The following is a 19,256-nucleotide window of genomic DNA, read 5'->3' on the forward strand; positions in this document are numbered from 1 at the left end:
GCATCCCGCCGTCCAGAGGGCGGCGTTCGCGCCACCCTAGGGAGTGAAGCGGGCCATGTCGGGGTCGTGACCCCTGCCGTGCGGCCCGGACGCGCCCCACCATGGCCCTCGGCGGGACGGCTTCCGGTCTCCGCCCCCACGCGCGGATCCGAGGGCGGAGAAGATGACCGGCAGCCGCAGGGCGCTCGCCAGAGCGCTGACGTTGTGTCTGTTCCTGGGTGGGGGCGGAATGTTGCCCACAGCGACCGCCGCCACGCCCTCACCCGTCGCCCCCGCCCCGGTCCAGGCCACCCCGCGCCTCGCCGCCGACCAGACGACCATCTCGCACGACACCTTCCGCACCGGCTGGGACCGGGACGAGCCCGGCCTCGCGCCCGACCAGGTGTCCAGCTCCGACTTCGGGCAGCAGTTCTCGACCACCGTCGACGGACAGGTCTACGCCCAGCCGATCGTCGTCGGCTCGACCCTCGTCGTCGCCACCGAGAACAACAAGGTGTACGGACTCGACGCGGCCTCCGGGAAGGTCAACTGGACCAAGAGCACGGGGGCCGCCTGGCCCGCCGCCGCCATCAGCTGCGGCGACCTCGTCCCGAACATCGGCGTCACCTCGACCCCCGTCTACGACCCGGCGAGCGGGGCGCTCTACCTCACCTCCAAGGTGAACGACGGCGCCGACGACCAGCACCCGAGCTGGTACGTGCACGCACTCGACCCCGCCACCGGCGCCGAGCGCTCCGGCTGGCCCGTCAAGGTCGCCGGGGCGCCCGTCAACGACCCCGGGCGCGCCTTCAACCCGTACACCGCGATGCAGCGCCCCGGCCTGCTCCTCATGGGCGGCTCCGTCTACGCGGCCTTCGCCTCCCACTGCGACCACGGCCCCTACGTCGGCTACGTCCTCGGCGTGAACACCGCCACCCGCCGCACCACCCTCTGGGCCACCGAGGACTCCTCCGCCAACGGCATGGCCGGCATCTGGATGAGCGGCGGCGGTCTCGTCTCCGACGGGCCCGGGCGGATCCTGTTCTCCACCGGCAACGGCGTGACCCCGGCCCCCGGCCCCGGCACCTCGCCGCCCGGCCAGCTCTCCGAGTCCGTGGTCCGGCTCGGCGTCAACAGCGACGGCACCATGTCCGCCCAGGACTTCTTCAGCCCCGCCAACGCCAATCAACTCGACCTCAACGACACCGACCTCGGCTCCGGCGGCCCCGTCGCCCTCCCCGGCGCCCCCTTCGGGACCAGCGCCCACCCGAACCTGCTCGTCCAGATCGGCAAGGACGGACGCCTGTTCCTCCTCGACCGCGACGACCTCGGCGGGCGCGCCCAGGGCCCGGGCGGCACGGACAAGGTGCTCGGCGCCTTCGGACCGTACGAGGGGGTGTGGGGGCACCCCGCGGCGTACGGCGGGCAGGGCGGCTACGTCTACACCATCGGCTCGCGCGGCCCGCTGCGCGCCTTCGCGTACGGGCTGACCGGCGACGGCCGGCCCGCCTTCAGCAACACCGGCCGCAGCCCGGAGACCTTCGGCTACACCTCCGGCTCGCCCGTCCTCACCTCCACCGGCACCAACGCCGGCTCCGCCCTGGTCTGGGCGGTCGCCGCGGACGGCGCCAACGGCGCGAACGCCCAGCTCCGCGCGTACGACGCCGTCCCCGTCAACGGCACCCTCAAGCTGCGCTGGTCCGCGCCCATCGGCACGGCGGCCAAGTTCTCGGTCCCCGCCACCGACGGAGGCCGGGTCTACGTCGGCACCCGCGACGGCCACGTCCTCGCCTTCGGCCGCCCCGCCAACACCGCGCTCACCAGCAGCCCCGTCGACTTCGGACAGGTCGCCGTCGGCTCCACCGGCACCGCGACCGCCACCGTCACCGCCACCCGCGACGTCACCGTCAGCGCCGTGACCACACCCGCCGGCAGCGCCTTCACCACCCGGCCGACCGGACTTCCGCGCACCCTGCGCACCGGCGAGACCTACTCCGTGCCCGTCTCCTTCGCCCCGACCGCGCCCGGCGCCGACAGCTCCGTGCTCACCTTCGCCACCGACCTCGGCGACAGCGCGGTCGGACTCACCGGTTACGGCACCCGGCCCGGCCTCCTCGCCTCGCCCGCCGCCCTCGACTTCGGCACCGTCGCCACCGGCACCACCAAGTCGCTCGGCGTCACCTTCACCAACACCGGCACCCAGGCCGAGACCGTCACCGCGACCGCCGCGCCCGGCGCCCCCTTCACCGCCACCGGACTGCCCGCGAACGGCACCGTCGTCCCGCCCCAGCAGTCCGTCTCCGTCCAGATCGGCTACGCCCCCACGGCCGCCGGCGACCACACCGCGAACCTCTCCGTGACCGGGACCGACGGCACCGCCACCGTCGCCCTCAAGGGCACCGCCGTCACCGGACGGGCCCGGCTCACCATCACCCCGGCCTCCACCGACTTCGGGACCGTGAAGGTCGGCCAGTCCGTCACCAGGACCTTCGACATCAGCAACACCGGCAACATCCCGCTCACCATCACCAAGGCCAAGGCGCCCGCCGCGCCCTTCCACGTCACCGACCCGGTCAGCGAGGGCCAGGTCCTCGGCCCCGAGGACGTCATCCACCAGTCCGTGACCTTCTCGCCCACCTCCCTCGGCACCGTGAACGCCGCCTACCTGCTCACCGCCGACGACGGACAGGGCGCCCTGTCCGAGACCCTGACCGGCACCGGCGCCGCCGGCACCGGAGTCACCGTCCCCGGCCCCGACGCCGGCGGCTGGAAGCTCAACGGCGCCGCCCAGGTCTCCGGCGGCGACCTCCAGCTCACCCAGGCCACCGCCGCACAGCGCGGCACCGCCGTCTGGCCCGTGCCCGTCCTCACCGACGGCCTCAAGGCCACCTTCACCACCGTCATCGGCGGCGGCACCGGCGCCGACGGACTGTCCTTCGCCCTCCTCGACCCGGCCAGGACCACCCCCGACGCCCTCGGCACCGGAGGCGGCGGCCTCGGCTACAGCGGACTGCCCGGCACCGCCGTCACCTTCGACACCTACGACAACGGCACGGCCGACCCCTCCGCCAACTTCCTCGGCATCGCCACCGGCGGCACCGCCGACGCCCTCACCTACGCCGCCACGACCACCAGCATTCCCAACCTGCGCTCCGGCAGCCACGCCGTGACCGTCGCCGTCACCGGCCGCACCCTCACCGTCTCCGTCGACGGCACCCAGCGGCTCAGCACCTCCGTCGCCGCGCTCCCGCCGGCCGCCCTGCTCGCCTTCACCGGCGCCACCGGCGGACTCACCGACATCCACGCCGTCCGCAAGGCCAGCGTCACCGCCACCGCCTACGCGGTCCCGCCGCCCGGCCCCAACGGCTGGACCTACAACGGCAGCGCCACCCTCTCCGGCACCACCCTCCAGCTCACCCCTGCCGCGACCGCCCAGCGCGGCTCCGCCCTCCAGGCGACCGCCGTCCCCACCGCGCGCCTCAAGGCCCGCTTCACCGCGACCATCGGCGGCGGCACCGGCGCCGACGGACTGGCCCTGCTGCTCCTCGACGCCACCCGGGCCACCCCGAAGTCCCTCGGCACCGGAGGCGGCGGCCTCGGCTTCAGCGGGCTCCCCGGCGTCGCCGTCACCCTCGACACCTACGACAACGGCACGGCCGACCCCTCGGCGAACTTCGTCGCGGTGGCCACCGGCGGCACCGCCGACACCCTCCGCTACGCGGCCACCGCCACCAACGTGCCCAACCTGCGCTCCGGCAGCCACACCGTCGACGCCGTCGTGACCAGCACCGGACGCCTCCAGATCAGCGTCGACGGCACCCGCGTCATCGACGTCGCCGTGACCCTCCCGAAGAACGTCCTGGTCGGCTTCTCCGGCGCGACCGGCGGCCGCACCGACCGGCACGCCGTCAGCGGCGTGCGGATCGGCTACTGACCGCCGGCCGCAGGGCACCGGCCGCAGCGCACCGGCCGCAGCGCACCGGCCGGAGCACCGGCGGGTGCGGGCTCAGAGCCGGGCGAGGATCTGCTTCAGCTGGGCGATCTCGGCGGCCTGGGTCCGCACCACGTCGTCGGCGACCTTCCTGGCCTCCGGGTCGGCGCCGCCCTGCTGCTCGCTCTTCGCCATGCTCACCGCGCCCTCGTGGTGCGCGATCATCAGCTCGGCGAACCTGCGGTCGAAGTCCCGGCCCTTCGCGGCGGCCAGTTCCTTCATCTCCGCGCCGGACATCATCCCGGCCATGGAGTGGCCGGCGTGGCCGCCACCCTCCATCGCCTCGGGCCTGCCCCAGGCCTTCAGCCAGGACTTCATCTTCCGGATCTCGGGGTCCTGGGCCTTCTCGATCGCCCCGACGATCTTCTTGATCTCCGCGTCCTCGGCCCGCCCGTCGGCGAGCTCCGCCATCGCCAGGGCCTGCTCGTGATGCGGGATCATCATCTGCGCGAACATCACGTCCGCGTCGTTGAAGGACCCGGCGGAGGAGCCGGCGCCGGCGGATGCGGAGGCCGAGGCGGAGGTCTTCCCGCCGTGGTCCATCCCGCTCATGGAGTCGCCGTCCCCGGACCCGCCGCAGGCGGCGAGCAGCAGCCCGGCCGCGGCGACGGCGCCGGTCACGGCGAGCCGGCGGGCGGCGGTGTTCGTGACGTTCTTGACGTTCTTGGTGTTCTTGACGTTCCTGATGGCACGCATGGGTGTCCCACCTCGTGTGGTGTCGTTCCTGTGGTCGGTCGTGCGAGTCTGCGGGCAGGCATCGACGAGCGCCCGCGGGGCCGTACGGCCTAGATCCGCAGGATCGACAGCGTGGCGAGGTCCGGCGGCCGGGGCGGCGGCGCGTGCGGGCGCAGGGCCGCGAGGAGCCGGGCGGGCGACGGGACGGTGCGGTCCCGGCGGGCGCGCCGCAGGGCGGCGCGGACGAGCGCGGCGAGCAGCCAGGCCCCGAGGACCGCCACGCACAGCGTGGTCATGTCCATCCCGCCGCCGGAGTCGTGCGAGGACGAGGGGGTGGAGGCGGGAGCGGAGGCGGGGGCGTCGGCCTCGTGGTGGGCCTGGCGGTCCTGGCGGTCCTGGTGGGCCTGGTGGGCCTCGGGGGCGACCGCGGCGTCGTGGTGGGCCGCCGCCCCGCCCGTACCACCGCCGGAGGAGCCCTCCGGGTGGCCGACCGAGTGCATCACGAACACACCGAGCGCGAGCACGACGACGAGCAGCAGATGCGCCAGGGCGCCGCCGGCGCGTGTCCGGCCGCTGTGCTCTCGTCCCGTGTGCACGGCCGCTCCTCCTTCCGCCCTCTCGATCCGTCGGTCCGTCCCGACCGACCGTACCTGATACCCCGTACGGGTACCCGCCCGGGGCGCCCGGCCGGGCCCCGGCGTCACCCCCGTGGCGTACACCGGCCACCCCGGTGACACCGGCCCCTCCCCGCCCCGACCCTGATCACGAAAGGCCCCAGCGCCGGAGGCCCGACACGCCGGGAGGCACCCGCATGTCGATCGTCGTCACCTTCGCCGGACGGACCCCGCTCCCCACCGCGGGCTCCTGGTATCAGATCTGGTCCTACCGGGTGCAGCCCGCCACTCCGGCCGACCTGCACCCCGGGCAGCGGGTCGCCCTCGCCCTGCCCGCCGACGTCGACCTGCGCGACCCCGCGCTGTTCCCCGGGGTGCCGGCGCTCGACGGCGCCTTCGTCGAGGCCGACCCCGGCTCGGGCCGGCAGTACGCGGGCCGGACCGTGACCGGCACCGGTCCCGTGACGATCTCCTTCGTCGCGCCGCCCACCGAGTCCGAGCGCGATCTGCTCCTGGTGGTCCGCGACCCGGGCCGCCCGTGGACCGTGACCTCCTTCGCCACCACGCCCGGCGGCCCCGCCGGCCCGTCCCGGGTGCTGACCGCGCCGGTGCCGGGGCCGGTGCGGGCCGGGCGGCCGGTCACCGAGTTCGCCGGCACCCTGCCGTACGCGAGCGAGCTGTTCGGCGTCTACCAGCCGCTGCCCGGCTGGCTGGGCTACGGCAGCGCGGGCCGGTTCGCCGCGTCGCACGGTCCGCGTCCGGCCGCCGCGGCCTTCACCGGGCCGGCGGCGCGCGGCCTGGAGCACCCGGAGCTCGCCGCGCTCGCCCGCCTCGCGGGGGAGCAGCCGCCCACCGAGGGCATCCTGTCGCCGGTCGGCCTGGTCAATCTGTTCCGGCAGTACTTCTACGAGTTCGACACCTTCCTCGGCGCGCCCGCCGGGCACCTGTGGCTCAGCCCCGGCGGCATGGTCGAGCTCGTCGAGACCAGCACCCGCCGCACCCTGGTCGAGCGCACCGCGAGCCAGTCGGAGGAGACCGTCCGCAAGTCCGAGGAGACCCTGACCGACCAGAACGACGTGGCCGACGCGGTCAAGGAGTCCAACGCCAACGACACCAGCCTCGGCGCGAGCGCCGCCGGCGGCGCCTCCTTCGCCGGGATCTACCATGCCGACGCCAGCGCCAGCTTCGCCAGCAAGTCCACCACCGCCAAGTCCTCCGAGCTCACCCACAAGCACACCCGCACCCAGAGCTCCAAGGTGAGCAGCGAGATCCGGCGCAACTTCACGACCACCTTCAAGACGGTCACCGAGACCACCGACACGTCCAGCCGCCGCTATGTCGTGCAGAACACCACCGACCGGCTCGCCAACTACGAGCTGCGCCGCAAGATGCGCAAGGTCGGCGTACAGGTCCAGCACATCGGCACCCGGATGAGTTGGCAGGTCTTCGTGAACGCGCCGGGCCGGGTGCTCGGCCTCGGCGAGCTGGTCGACATCGTGCCCGCGCCCGATCTCACCGTGCTGCGCAAGCCGGAGCCGCCCGAGCCGCTCACCCCGATCCTGTCCACCTTCACCGGCACCTTCCCGATCGCCGAGCACCCGGACAGCACCAACGCCCCGCACAGCGACGCCGACTGGCGCCGCCAGGAGGGCTTCGACCGGATGTGGCGCGGAGAGGAGGACGAGTACATCGTCGCGGACTTCGACTACGGCGCGATCCCGCCCGCCCCCGGCTACACCCTCAGCACCAACCCGGACTTCGTGCAGCTGGTCTCCGCGAAGAACGGCCACGGCACCGACGCCAAGTTCCTCGTGAAGTACGTCATCCAGCGCCCCGACACCGGCCGCTTCCAGGTCCGCGCCGACAACGTGCACTTCGGCGGCACCCCGGTCATCACCTTCACCCTCCAGCTGCGCTGGGAGCCGCCCGCCGTCAACCCGGCCGACGTCGCCTACCGGGCCGCGCTCGCCCAGTACGAGAAGGAGGTCGCCGCCCTCCAGCGCAAGGCGTACGCGGCGGCCGTGCGCGAGCGGACCACGCTGCTCAGCAAGGTCGAGCCGCGCCCCGCCGAGGACCTGCGCAAGGAGGAGCGGCACTCCGTCTTCGCCCATCTCGTCGACCAGCTCAGCCTGTTCGAGCCCGCCGACGCGCACCTGGAGGCCGAGCTGATCCGGCAGATCTTCGACGTCGACCAGATGCTCTACTTCGTCTCGCCCGACTTCTGGCGCCCCGACGACGTCTCCGCCCCGGCGACGGCCGACTCGCTGGGCCGCTACCCGGTGCCGCCCGCCCGCTGGGAGGGCGACGCCGACGACCCGCTGGCCGGCGAGACCGTGCTCACCGCGTACTCCCGCACCAGCTCCCACAACGCGCCCGACGCCCACGCCCCCATGCCCGCGAAGGAATGGCGGGTCGACTATCTGCTCACCCCCGACTCCCGGCCCGCGCCCATGGGCAGCTCGCTCGGCTGGCTGGTCCAGGCCGACGGCGACGAGCGGCGCAACGAGTTCCTCAACTCGGCCTGGGTGAAGGCCGTTCTGCCGATCCGGCCGGGCCACGAGCGCGAGGCCCTGGGCTGGCTCACGAAGGCCGGCGTGGAGGGCGAGGCCGCGCTCGACAAGCCGTACGCCTGGCAGGAGGGCGACCCCGACGCGTACCGCGACCAGACCATCGGCCGGGTCCTCGAACTCCTCGCCGCCGAACTGGAGGCGGCGAACACCAGCGTCCCCAACACCCTCGCCGCCGAGCAGGTCTTCGAGACCGGCTTCGACCCGCTCGCCGGCGGCTTCCGGCCCGCCGAGCCGTACCGGATCTTCGACCAGTGGGTGGAGGTCCTGCCCACCGACCAGGTCGTGGCGGTCGAGGTCGTGTACGACCCCAAGACCGGCCAGCAGCTCTGAGGCGTCCCTCATGACCACGCGCTATGTGCACGCGAGCCGGGGTGTGCGGTCCGGCCGGTACGACGACGAGCGCAAGCCGGCCCGTACGGTCGGCGACGCGCTGCGGGCCGCCGCGCCCGGCGACACCGTCGTCATCCTCGACAACGCGGTCTACCGCGAGCCCGAACTCGTCCTCGACCGGCCCGTCACCCTGATCAGCGAACGGCTCCGCGGCCACCCGTCCGACGACCCCGCCGCCCCCGGCTTCGACGCCCGCGCCCTGCCCGCCCTCGACGGCGGCGGACGGCACCGGGTCCTGCGCATCGGCCCCGGGGCCCCGGGCGGGCGGCGCGGCTTCGGGCCGGTCGCCGTCAAGGGCCTGCGGATCACCGGCGGGCACGCCACGCACACCCCGCGCGATCCGGCGCTCGGCGCGGGCGGCGGCATCGCCGTCGTCGACGCCGACGACGTGCTCGTCGAGCGCTGCGCGATCACCGGCAACCGCACCGAGACCGCGCCGTTCCCGGCCTGGCCGGAGGCCGACCGGACCGCGCTGCGCGACGCCGTCGTCAGCCTCCTCGGCGACGTCCTGCCGGTGGCCGGCGTGGCCGCCGCCAACCGTCTGATCGACACCGTCAACACCATGCTGTCCTGGGTACGGGGCGCCACCCCGCTGCCCCGGATCGACCGGGCCGCGCTGCTCGCGCAGGCGGCGCGCACCTTCGACACCCTGGTGCCGCCCGGCGTCCGCGCCATGTGGCTGGCCGGGCAGTCCTTCGGCGGCGGCATCGCCACCGTCTGGGCGAGCCCCACCCTGCGGCACTGCCTGATCCGCGGCAACACCGCCGAGGGGCGCGGCGGCGGGCTCGCCGTCGTCGGCTACGGCTGGCCGGTCCTGGAGGGCTGCTGGATCGACCGCAACGCCTCCGGGCGGCGCGGCAGGCTCGACGGCGGCGGCATCGGCTGCGAGATCTCGCTGCCCGGCCGGCTCGGCCGCGACCTCAGCGAGCTGGACCTGATCAAGTTCCTCGCAGACCGGGCGCTCGCCGCCCGCACCGCCGTTCTGCACCCCGGCACGATCGTCACCCTCACCCCGACCGAGCTCTACCACTTCCTGCGCTGGCTCCTGAACCCCTTCGAGCCCAACCCGGTGCTCGCCAAGACCCCGCGGATCCTCGCCGAGCTGATCACCGGCCGGGTCCAGGAGGCCGTCAACCTCGCCTTCTACGCCCTCGCCGCCTCGGCGCTGCGCCTGGACCGCTGGTCGGCCTGGCAGGAGGAGGAGATCCTGGACGCCCGGCGGCGGTCGGTCACGTTCACCGACTGCCGGATCACGGGCAACACCGCGGCCGACGACGGCGGCGGGCTCTACGCCTCCGTGCTGTCCCGGGTCCGGCTCACCGGCACCGAGGTCAGCGGCAACCGCACCGGCAGCATGGGCGGCGGCGTCCGGCTCACCATGGGTTCCGCCGGCGCCTTGGAGCGGTGCGTGATCAAGAACAACGTCTCGCGGGGCCTGGAGGCCGCCCCGCCGCCCGGACAGCCGCGCCGGGCGCACCCGGGCGGCGGCGGGATCTCCGCCCGCAACGCCGACCTCACCCTCACCGGCACCCGGATCAGCGGCAACACCACCGCCGACCGCCCCGGCGGCGGGATCGTGCACTACGCCGACACCGAGGGGAACATGGGCGGGGTGCCGGACATGTGGACGGCGATCCTCCGAGAGGTCTTCGGCGTCACCAAGGTCACCGTGCGCACCGACGCGGCCAGCGAGATCACCGGCAACCGCGCCGGTTACGACGAGCACGGCGCCGCCCTGCCGAAGCCGAGGTTCGCGAAGGGCGGCGGCGTCTTCGTGCTCCAGGCCACCTTCCCGGACGCGCCCCGCGTGGACGTCACGCTGGCCGCCGTACGCAAGGCCGTGCACGGCAACACGGCCCTGACCCGGCGCTATCCCTCCGCCGTGCAGCCCGGGGCCGTGATTCCGACGGCGAACGAGACCTGTGTCCAGGACCTCCTGAACCACCGGGAATGGACGGAGGCCGGCGACGCCCCACTGCTGAGGGGCGGCACCGACCTCCGGTTCACGCCATGAGGGTCAGGGCGCGTGGGTCACGGCGCGCTCGTCAGTCGACGGTCTCGCCGGACATGGCGGCCGCGAGCCGCAGATGCGGCGCGGCCTCGTCCGGGCGGCCCTGCCGCTCCAGGGTGCGGCCGAGCATCAGCCGCGCGTAGTGCTCGACCGGGTCGCGCTCCAGGACCGCGCGGAGCTCCGTCTCGGCCTTCGAGAGCTGCGCCGAGTGGTAGTACGCCCGGGCGAGCAGCAGTCGCTGGGCCGTCTGGTCCGGGTGCTCGGCGACCAGACCGCGCAGGATCCGCGCCGCCGTCAGGTACTCCTTCGCCTCGAAGAACAGCTGCGCGCGGCTCCAGCGGTCGGCCGGCGTGCCGAACTCGTAGTACGTCTCGTCGCTCACTGCTCACTCTCTCCGTGCGGTGGTGCTGCCGTGCTGTCGGGGCTCTTACGCGGGCGACAACACGGCAGGGTCGTTGAACATTCCACCACCATTCGATGGGTGGGTCCGCCCCCTCTCCGCACCCCGACGGGAATAGGTTGAGCGCCATGAGCAATCTCGACCGCCAGGCCACCCTCCAGGTCTGCGGTGGCCGGGGCTTCGTCGTCGCCGAACCGGTGCGCGAGCTCCTCAGCCCCCGCCACGTCCAGCTCGGCGAATCGACCGAGGTCCGCCGACTGCTCCCCAACCTCGGCCGTCGCATGGTCGGCGCCTGGGCCTTCGTCGACCACTACGGCCCCGACGACATCGCCGACGAACCCGGCATGCAGGTCCCGCCCCACCCCCACATGGGCCTGCAGACCGTCAGCTGGCTGCACGAGGGCGAGGTGCTGCACCGCGACTCCCTCGGCAGCCTGCAGACCGTCCGCCCCCGCGAGCTGGGCCTGATGACCTCGGGCCGGGCCATCTCCCACTCCGAGGAGAGCCCCAAGTCCCACGCCCGCTACCTCCACGGCGCCCAGCTGTGGGTCGCGCTCCCCGACGCCCACCGCGACGTCGAACCCCACTTCCAGCACCACGCCGACCTGCCGCAGGTCACCGCGCCGGGCCTCACCGCGACCGTCATCCTCGGCGCCCTCGACGGCGCCGCCTCCCCGGGCACCACCTATACCCCCCTCGTCGGCGCCGACCTCGAGCTGGCCGCGGGCACCGAGCAACGCCTCCCGCTCGACCCGGACTTCGAGTACGCCGTCCTCGCCATGTCCGGCGAGGCCCACGTGGACGACGTCCCCGTACTCCCCGGCTCCATGCTCTACCTCGGCTGCGGCCGCACCGAACTCCCCCTCCGCGCCGCCTCCGACGCCGGCCTGATGCTCCTCGGCGGCGAGCCGTTCGAGGAGGAGATCGTCATGTGGTGGAACTTCGTGGGCCGCACGGACGAGGAGATCCGCCAGGCCCGCGAGGACTGGATGACCGGCGGGCGCTTCGGTGACGTCAAGGGCTACGACGGGGACCGCCTCGACGCGCCGGAGGTCCCGGCGACCCAGTTGAAGGCCCGGGGCCGGGTGCGCTGACCTGGTCTTTCTTTCTTCCGGTCGATGCTGGAGGAGGGGTTGCGTGGCGGTGGCTCCGGTTGTCGGTGCACCTCTGGGAGAGGGTGCGTCGCCACCCCTCCCAGAGGCGAAGCCGGTGGGGCGTGTTTCCAGGGTGTGCTCGTGTGAGAGCGGGTCCGGTCAGCTGAATGCTGACCTTTTGCTGACTTTACTGACGGGGCGTCAGGCCCCTCGATGGGGCACGGTGCCTCCGCTTCAGTGCGGTGACGTCGTCGTGACCTTGCCCGGTTCGCGCCCGGTGACGCTGCACGGCTCTCGTCCTCGACCGGTTGTGCGCTGTCGTGCCAACCCCTGGGCGCCGGAGGTCAACTCGGTCGGTCGGGTCGCTCGTAGCTTGAAGAAGTGCCTCGCCGCGGACGCGGTGGGCACGCTACCGATGGCTTCGAAAGGACCCCTCATGTTCGACATCGACAACGTGCAGGCCGCTCCGAGCAAGGACCTGCTCACGCCCGACAACTCGGTGATGCTCTTCGTGGACCACCAGCCGCAGATGTTCTTCGGCACCGGCAGCGGCGACCGTGCCGCGATCATCAACAGCACGGTGGGTCTCGCCAAGGCGGCTCAGGCGTTCGATGTGCCGACCGTTCTGACGACGGTCGCCGCCGAGTCGTTCTCCGGGCCCCTGCTGCCGCAGCTCGCCGAGGTGTTCCCCAAGAACGAGGTCATCGACCGCACCACCATGAACGCCTGGGAGGACGAGGCCCTCGTGGCGGCGGTCAGGGCGACCGGGCGCAAGAAGATCATCCTGGCGGGTCTGTGGACCGAGGTCTGCCTGGTGCTGCCCGCGCTCTCGGCGCTTGAGCAGGGGTACGAGGTGTACGTCGTGACCGACGCCTCCGGTGGCGTCAGCCCGGCCGCCCACGAGCACGCGCTGCAGCGGATGATCGCCGCCGGCGCGGTGCCGGTGACCTGGGTGCAGGTGCTCCTGGAGCTCCAGCGCGACTGGGCGCGTCAGGAGACGTACGGCGCGGTCATGGAGATCGTCAAGGCTCACGCGGGCGCGTACGGCCTGGGTGTCGTGTACGCGCAGTCGGTCATCGGCGCGCACGCGGCCGGCTGACCCCTGTGGACACCGGCATTCTGATCCTGCGTCTGCTGGTGGGACTGCTCGTCGCCGGCCACGGTGTGCAGAAGGTCAGCTCACACCTGGGTGGCAAGGGACTCGAGGGCGGCACCGAGGAGTTCCGTGCCGACGGCTTCCGCGGCGGAGCCCTCACCGCCCTGGCGGCGGGCGGCGGTCAGATCGGATCGGGCCTGCTGCTCGCCGCTGGCCTCCTGACCCCGCTCGCCGCGACCGGCGCCATCGGCGTCATGACCGTCGCCCTCACCGTGAAGTGGCGCCACGGGCTGTGGGTGCAGAACGACGGATACGAGTACCCGCTCGTCCTCATCGGCACCGCCGCCGCCCTCGCCGCCACCGGACCCGGCGCCTGGTCCCTCGACGCGGCCCTCGGCCTCACGCCGTACCCGCTGTGGTGGGCCGCCCTCGCGCTCGCGGCCGGTCTCGGCAGCGGACTCCTCACCCGGCTCGTCCTGCACCGGCTCCCCGCCCCGGCGAACGCCGAGCGCTGAGCGCGAGCCACGCAGACCGGGCCCGGCCGCTCGTGTACCCCCGACCGGGCGGCCGGACCCTTCCCACCCCTTCCCCGTCAGGAGCACTCGATGGACACCCTCACGACCCCGCACGGCGGCGGCCAGCCGCTGCTGCATCAGAAGGGCGCCGAGACCCAGGCGTTCGGCAGGCTCAAGCAGTTGCCGATCGGCCTGGGCCACGACACCCGCATGTACGCCTGCCAGCGGCTGAACCGCGTCCTCGCCGACACGCAGATCCTCTACTCCCTCTACAAGAAGCACCACTGGCTCATGCGCGGGGCGACCTTCTACTCGCTCCACCTGATGCTGGACAAGCACGCGGAGGCCCAACTGGCCATCGTGGACGCACTGGCCGAGCGGGTCCAGAGCCTCGGCGGCGTCGCCGTCGGAGACCCGCGCCACGTCGCGGAGCTGACCGCGATCCCCCGGCCGCCGGACGGCGTCGAGCCGGTGCCCGTCATGCTGTCGCGCCTCCTCGACGCGCACGAGCGGATCCTGATCGACGCCCGGGACGCCGCCGCCCGGCTCTCCGGGGAGGGCGACGAGGGCAGCGCCGACCTGCTCGTCTCCGATGTCATCCGTACCGGCGAGGCGCAGGTGTGGTTCCTGGCCGAGCACCTCGTTGACACCCCTCTGGTGCGCGGCTGATGGACACGTACGACGTCGTCGTGGTCGGCGGCGGGCCGGCCGGCGAGGTCGTCGCCGACCGGATCGTCCGGTCGGGGCTGACCGCCGTCGTCGTCGAGGCGGAGGCGGTCGGCGGCGAGTGCTCCTACCGTGCCTGCGTGCCGAGCAAGGCCCTGCTGAGACCCGGCGCCGCCCGAGCGGAGGCCCGATCGGTAGACGGGGCCCGGCAGGCGGTCACGGCGGCACTCGACCCGGCACACGTCCTGGCCCGTCGCGACCGCTTCACCGGGCGCGGCGACGACACCGGCCAGGCCGACTGGCTCGACGGTGCGGGCATCGCGCTCGTACGGGGGCACGGACGGCTCGCCGGTGAGCGCCGGGTGGAGGTGATGGGGGCCGACGGCATGGTCCGTACCCTGCGGGCCCGGCGCGCGGTCGTGGTCTGCACCGGCACGGAACCCGCCCTTCCGCCGGTCGAGGGGCTCGACCGGATCGGTGTGTGGACCAACCGGCAGGCCACCACGGCCGATGCGGTGCCCAAGCGGGTCGTCGTCATCGGCGGGGGAGTGGTGGCCTGCGAGATGGCCACCGCGTGGCGCGCGCTCGGCTCCTCCGTCACCGTGCTGGTTCGCGATCAGGCCCTGCTGACCGGATGGGAGCCGTGCGTCGGCGAAGAGGTCACCCGGGGGCTGAGCGATCTGGGCGTCACGATCCGCTTCGGGGTGTCGGCCGTCCGGGTCGCCCGTGACGCCGACACCCGCACGGTGACCGTGGACACCGAGGACGGCACGACTCTCGTCTGCGACGAGGTCGTCGCCGCCGTCGGCAGGGGCCCGCGCACCGCGGACCTCGGCCTCGACTCCGTCGGACTGCCGGCCGGCGACTGGCTTCCGGTCGACGACACCTGTCGGGTCACCGCGGTCGAGGGCGACTGGCTCTACGCCGTCGGCGACGTCAACCGCCGCGCGCCGCTGACCCACATGGCCAAGTACCAGGCCCGTGCCTGCGCCGCCGCGATCGCCGAGCGTGCCGCGGGCCGACCGGCCGGCACAGGAGGCTGGCAGGCGTGGAGTGCGCGGGCCGACCGAGTAGCCGTTCCCCAGGCCGTCTTCACCCGCCCCGAGGTGGCGAGCGTTGGTCTCACGGAACGCGCCGCACGCGAAGCGGGTCTGGCGGTACGCGTGGTGGAGTACCGCATCGACGACGTCGCCGGTGCCGCGCTCCACGCGGACGACTACCGCGGCCTCGCCAAGCTCGTCGTCGACGAGACCCGAGGGGTTGTCGTCGGCTGCACCCTTACCGGCCCGATGGCGACCGAGCTCATCCACACCGCCACCGTGGCCATCGTGGGCGAGGTCCCCCTGGAGCGCCTGTGGCACGCCGTGCCCGCCTTCCCGACGGTGAGCGAGGTCTGGCTCCGGCTCCTGGAGGCGTACGGCCTCTGAGGCGAGACCCCGCCCGATCGCCGCTCCCGCTCGGCCCGATCGCCGCACCCTCCCGCCCGTCCGAGCACACCCGAACGTTTCACCACCCGACAAGGAAACCCCCATGCATCCCACGAGGCGCTCCCTCGCCCTCGGCCTCGCCCTGCCCGCGACGCTGGCCGCCCTGGTCGGCGCTGGACCCGCGAGCCGCCCGGCCGCCGCCGGCACCGACCGGCACGATCCCAAGCCCACGATCGTCCTGGTCCACGGAGCGTTCGCGGACGCCTCCAGCTGGAGCGGCACGATCCGGCGGCTGCAGCACGCCGGCTACCCCGTCCTGGCCCCCGCCAACCCGCTGCGCGGTCTCGCCGCGGACACCGCCTACCTGCGCAGCGTGCTGGCCGTCGTCGGCGGGCCCGTCGTCCTGGTCGGCCACTCCTACGGCGGCGCCGTCATCAGCGGCGCCGCGGTGGGCAACAGCCGGGTGAAGGCCCTCGTCTACATCGCCGCGTTCACCCCGGACAAGGGCGAGAGCGCGGCCGAGCTCGCCGCCAGGTTCCCCGGCTCCACCCTCGGTGACACAGTGAACCCGCAGTCGTACCCGCTGCCCGGCGGGGGCACCGGAACCGAACTCGTCATCGAACGAACCAAGTTCCACCGGCAGTTCGCCGCAGACGTCCCCACCGCCGACGCGGCCGTCATGGCCGCGACCCAGCGCCCGGTCGCCACCACCGCGCTGGAGGAGAAGGCCGGCGAGGCGGCCTGGAAGACGATCCCGTCCTGGGCGCTGATCGCCACCGCCGACAAGAACATCCCTCCGGCTGCCCAGCAGTGGATGACCCGACGCGCCGGCTCGCACGTCACCGAAGTAGACGCGTCGCACGCCGTGGCCGTCTCCCGACCGGCCGTGGTCACCCACGTGATCCTCGCCGCCGCGCGAGCGACCTGCTGAGCCCCCGACCCGCCCCTCCTGTACATCCCGAAGGAGAGCCCCTCATGAAGAACCGTCCGGTTCTCGAACCCGCCGCCCAGGCGTTCGCCGACGCCACCGCCCAGCCGCCGTTCCTGTACCAGATCCCCGTCGCCGAGGGCCGCAAGGCCGTGGATGACGTCCAGAGCGGCGAGGGTGTCCCCCTGCCGGACGTCGACGAGGAGTGGATCACCGTCCACGGCGGCCCGACCGGCGACGTCCGCGCCCGGATCGTCCGGCCCCGCGGTGCCACCGGCCCGCTGCCCGTCATCCTCTACATCCATGGCGCGGGCTGGGTCTTCGGCAACGCCCACACCCACGACCGGCTCGTCCGTGAACTCGCCGTCGGCGCCCGGGCGGCCGTGGTGTTTCCCGAGTACGACCTCTCGCCAGAGGCGCGCTATCCCGTGGCCATCGAGCAGAACTACAGCGTCGCGCAGTGGGTCGCTCGTGAGGGCCACCACAAGGACCTCGACGGCACCCGTATCGCTGTCGCGGGCGACTCCGTCGGCGGGAACATGAGCGCCGCGCTCACTCTCATGGCCAAGCAGCGCGGCGACGTGGCGCTCGTCCAGCAGGTCCTCTTCTACCCGGTCACCGACGCGAGCCTCGACACCGACTCGTACCACGAGTTCGCCGAGGGCTACTTCCTGCGCCGCGACGCCATGAAGTGGTTCTGGGACCAGTACACGACCGACGAGGCCGAGCGCGCGCAGATCACCGCCTCGCCGCTGCGCGCCTCCACCGAGCAGCTGACCGGCCTGCCGCCGGCCCTGGTCATCACGGCCGAGGCCGACGTCCTGCGCGACGAGGGCGAGGCGTACGCGGCGAAGCTCCGTGCCGCCGGCGTCCCCGTCACCGCCCTGCGGGTCCAGGGCGTCATCCACGACTTCGTGATGCTGAACGCGCTGCGCGAGACTCAGGCCGCGGAACTCGCCATCGGTCTCGCCACCGACACCCTCCGCAAGGCCCTCGCATGACCGGGCCGTCGACCAGCATGCCCGTGGCGGGCCTCGTGCCCGCCCCGCGCCGGGAGCATGCGCACGCCGATCTCCTCGTCCGCAACGCCAAGGTGTTCACGGGGGACGCCGCCCGTCCCGAGGCCCGCGCCGTCGCGATCCGCGACGGCCGGATCGCGGCCCTCGGCGACGACCACGACCTCGCCCACCTCGTAGGGCCGGGCACCAAGGTCGTCGACGCGCTCGGGCGCCGGGTGATCCCCGGCCTGAACGACTCGCACCTGCACGTCATCCGGGGCGGCCTGAACTATGTCCTGGAGCTGCGCTGGGACGGGGTGCGCAGCCTCCGGCACGCGCTCGCGATGCTGCGCGAGCAGGCCGGCCGCACCCCGAAGGGGCAGTGGATCCGGGTCGTGGGCGGCTGGACCGCCGAGCAGTTCGCCGAGCGCAGGATGCCGACCGTCGCCGAGCTGAACGCCGCCGCCCCCGACACCCCGGTCTTCGTCCTGCACCTGTACCAGTCGGCCCTGATGAACCGGGCCGCGGTCAAGGCCGCCGGGTTCACCCGGGAGACCTCCGATCCCAGGGGCGGGCAGATCGTCCGGGGCCGGGACGGCGAACCCAACGGTGTCCTCCTCGCGGCGCCGAGCGCTCTCGTCCTGTACTCGACGCTGGCCAAGGCACCCGCCCTCGACGAGGCCGACAAGCGGACGTCGACGCGGCACTTCCTGCGCGAGCTGAACCGCTTCGGCCTGACCTCGGCGGTCGACGCCGCCGGCGGGTTCCAGAACTTCCCCGACAACTACGCGACGGTTGTCGACCTGGCCCGGTCGGGGGAGCTGTCGCTGCGGATCGCCTACCACCTCTTCCCGCAGACGGCCGGGCAGGAGCTCGCCGACCTGAAGCGCTGGACCGAGATGGTCAAGCCCGGGGACGGGGACGAGTGGCTCCGGCTGAACGGCGCGGGCGAGAACCTGACCTGGGCCGCCGCCGATTTCGAGAACTTCTCCGAACCCCGCCCCGAACTCGGCGGATACGAGCCGGAGTTCGAGCAGGCGGTCCGGCTCCTCCTGGAGAACGGCTGGGGCTTCCGGCTCCACGCGACCTACGACGAGACGATCCGCCGCGACCTGGCCGTCTTCGAGAAGCTCGCCGCGGAGGGACTCTTCCCCGGTGGCAACCGCTGGCTCTTCGACCACGCCGAGACCGTCTCGGCCGACAGCCTCGACCGCATCGCCGCCCTCGGCGGCGCCGTCTCGGTCCAGAACCGGATGTCCTTCCAGGGCACCGCCTTCCTCGACCGCTACGGCGCCGAGGACGCCGCCCACACCCCGCCGGTCCGGGCCATGCTCGACCGGGGCCTGACCGTCGCGGCCGGAACCGACGCCACTCGCGTCTCCTCGTACAACCCGTGGGTCGCCCTCCACTGGCTGGTAACCGGTCGCACCGTCGGCGGCACCGCCCTCTACCCGGCCGCGAACCTGCTCGACCGCGCGACCGCCCTCGGCCTCTACACCCGGGGCGGAGCGCAGCTCACCGGCGAGCAGGAGGTCAAGGGAACCCTGCGGGAAGGCTCGTACGCCGACCTCGCGATCCTGTCCGACGACTACCTCACCGTGCCCGAGGAGGTCATCCCCGGCATCGAGTCGGTCCTCACCGCCGTCGGCGGCCGCATCGTCTACGCGACCGCGGAGTACGAGGGACTCGACGAGGCCGTCCCGCCGATCAGCCCGGAATGGAGCCCCGTGGCCCACTTCGGCGGCTACCAGTCGGGCCACGGGGGCGCCCATCAGGCGTCGCTCGTCGCCGAGGCCGCCGCCGAGTCCGAGCAGCACCGTCAGTGGCGTGTCGCCCGTGGCTCGGCTCCCGACACGCCTCCGCCGTTCCTCGACCCCTGCTTCGAGCACTGAACGAGAGGCC

The 19,256-nt window shown here is 73.5% G+C and carries 14 protein-coding genes; 11 read left to right on the forward strand and 3 right to left on the reverse strand.

All coding sequences use genetic code 11. The features are described from left to right. Window positions 1-229: 229 nt before the first annotated feature. Window positions 230-3,913: a choice-of-anchor D domain-containing protein gene (locus KV205_RS29200; protein WP_265867709.1), complete on the forward strand. Its 3,684-nt coding sequence runs from the start codon at window positions 230-232 to the stop codon at window positions 3,911-3,913. Window positions 3,914-3,985: 72 nt separating this feature from the next. Here KV205_RS29200 and KV205_RS29205 read toward each other — a convergent pair whose 3' ends face one another. Beyond that, entirely contained in the window at window positions 3,986-4,666 is a 681-nt protein-coding gene (locus KV205_RS29205) for a DUF305 domain-containing protein (protein ID WP_265867710.1), read from the reverse strand. Between the two features lie 89 nt (window positions 4,667-4,755). Next, window positions 4,756-5,241 carry a hypothetical protein gene (locus KV205_RS29210; protein WP_265867711.1) on the reverse strand — a complete coding sequence of 162 codons (486 nt, stop codon included), beginning with the start codon at window positions 5,239-5,241 and terminating at the stop codon, window positions 4,756-4,758. Window positions 5,242-5,456: 215 nt separating this feature from the next. Between KV205_RS29210 and KV205_RS29215 the strand changes: the two genes are divergently transcribed. Further along, window positions 5,457-8,159, forward strand: a complete 2,703-nt coding sequence (locus KV205_RS29215; protein WP_265867712.1) for a hypothetical protein — start codon at window positions 5,457-5,459, stop codon at window positions 8,157-8,159. A 10-nt stretch (window positions 8,160-8,169) separates the two neighbouring features. Further along, the gene (locus KV205_RS29220) at window positions 8,170-10,233 is read left to right on the forward strand and encodes a right-handed parallel beta-helix repeat-containing protein (protein ID WP_265867713.1); all 2,064 of its coding nucleotides are present in this window, start codon (window positions 8,170-8,172) and stop codon (window positions 10,231-10,233) included. A 31-nt stretch (window positions 10,234-10,264) separates the two neighbouring features. Here the strand turns inward: KV205_RS29220 and KV205_RS29225 are convergent, their stop codons facing one another. Continuing rightward, window positions 10,265-10,612: a tetratricopeptide repeat protein gene (locus tag KV205_RS29225; RefSeq protein ID WP_265867715.1), complete on the reverse strand. Its 348-nt coding sequence runs from the start codon at window positions 10,610-10,612 to the stop codon at window positions 10,265-10,267. A 146-nt stretch (window positions 10,613-10,758) separates the two neighbouring features. On the opposite strand from KV205_RS29225, the gene KV205_RS29230 reads away from it, so the two are divergent. From KV205_RS29230 to KV205_RS29265, 8 genes are all read left to right on the forward strand, one after another. After that, window positions 10,759-11,724: a pirin family protein gene (locus tag KV205_RS29230; RefSeq protein WP_265867716.1), complete on the forward strand. Its 966-nt coding sequence runs from the start codon at window positions 10,759-10,761 to the stop codon at window positions 11,722-11,724. A gap of 436 nt (window positions 11,725-12,160) precedes the next feature. After that, a complete protein-coding gene (locus tag KV205_RS29235) occupies window positions 12,161-12,823 on the forward strand; it encodes a hydrolase (protein WP_265867717.1) in 663 nt (220 codons plus the stop codon). Window positions 12,824-12,828: 5 nt separating this feature from the next. After that, window positions 12,829-13,335, forward strand: coding sequence for a DoxX family membrane protein (locus tag KV205_RS29240; protein ID WP_265867718.1), 507 nt, complete (start codon window positions 12,829-12,831; stop codon window positions 13,333-13,335). Window positions 13,336-13,425: 90 nt separating this feature from the next. Next, entirely contained in the window at window positions 13,426-14,004 is a 579-nt protein-coding gene (locus tag KV205_RS29245) for a Dps family protein (RefSeq protein WP_265867720.1), read from the forward strand. After that, window positions 14,004-15,428 carry an NAD(P)/FAD-dependent oxidoreductase gene (locus KV205_RS29250; protein WP_265867722.1) on the forward strand — a complete coding sequence of 475 codons (1,425 nt, stop codon included), beginning with the start codon at window positions 14,004-14,006 and terminating at the stop codon, window positions 15,426-15,428. Before KV205_RS29245 ends, KV205_RS29250 begins: the two co-directional genes overlap by 1 nt. A gap of 103 nt (window positions 15,429-15,531) precedes the next feature. Next, entirely contained in the window at window positions 15,532-16,359 is an 828-nt protein-coding gene (locus tag KV205_RS29255; RefSeq protein WP_265867723.1) for an alpha/beta fold hydrolase, read from the forward strand. A gap of 44 nt (window positions 16,360-16,403) precedes the next feature. Next, entirely contained in the window at window positions 16,404-17,357 is a 954-nt protein-coding gene (locus KV205_RS29260; protein WP_265867724.1) for an alpha/beta hydrolase, read from the forward strand. Next, window positions 17,354-19,246: an amidohydrolase gene (locus KV205_RS29265; protein ID WP_265867725.1), complete on the forward strand. Its 1,893-nt coding sequence runs from the start codon at window positions 17,354-17,356 to the stop codon at window positions 19,244-19,246. Before KV205_RS29260 ends, KV205_RS29265 begins: the two co-directional genes overlap by 4 nt. Window positions 19,247-19,256: the final 10 nt, after the last annotated feature.

The organism is Streptomyces sp. SKN60, from assembly GCF_026236535.1.
Classification (GTDB): Bacteria; Actinomycetota; Actinomycetes; order Streptomycetales; family Streptomycetaceae; genus Streptomyces.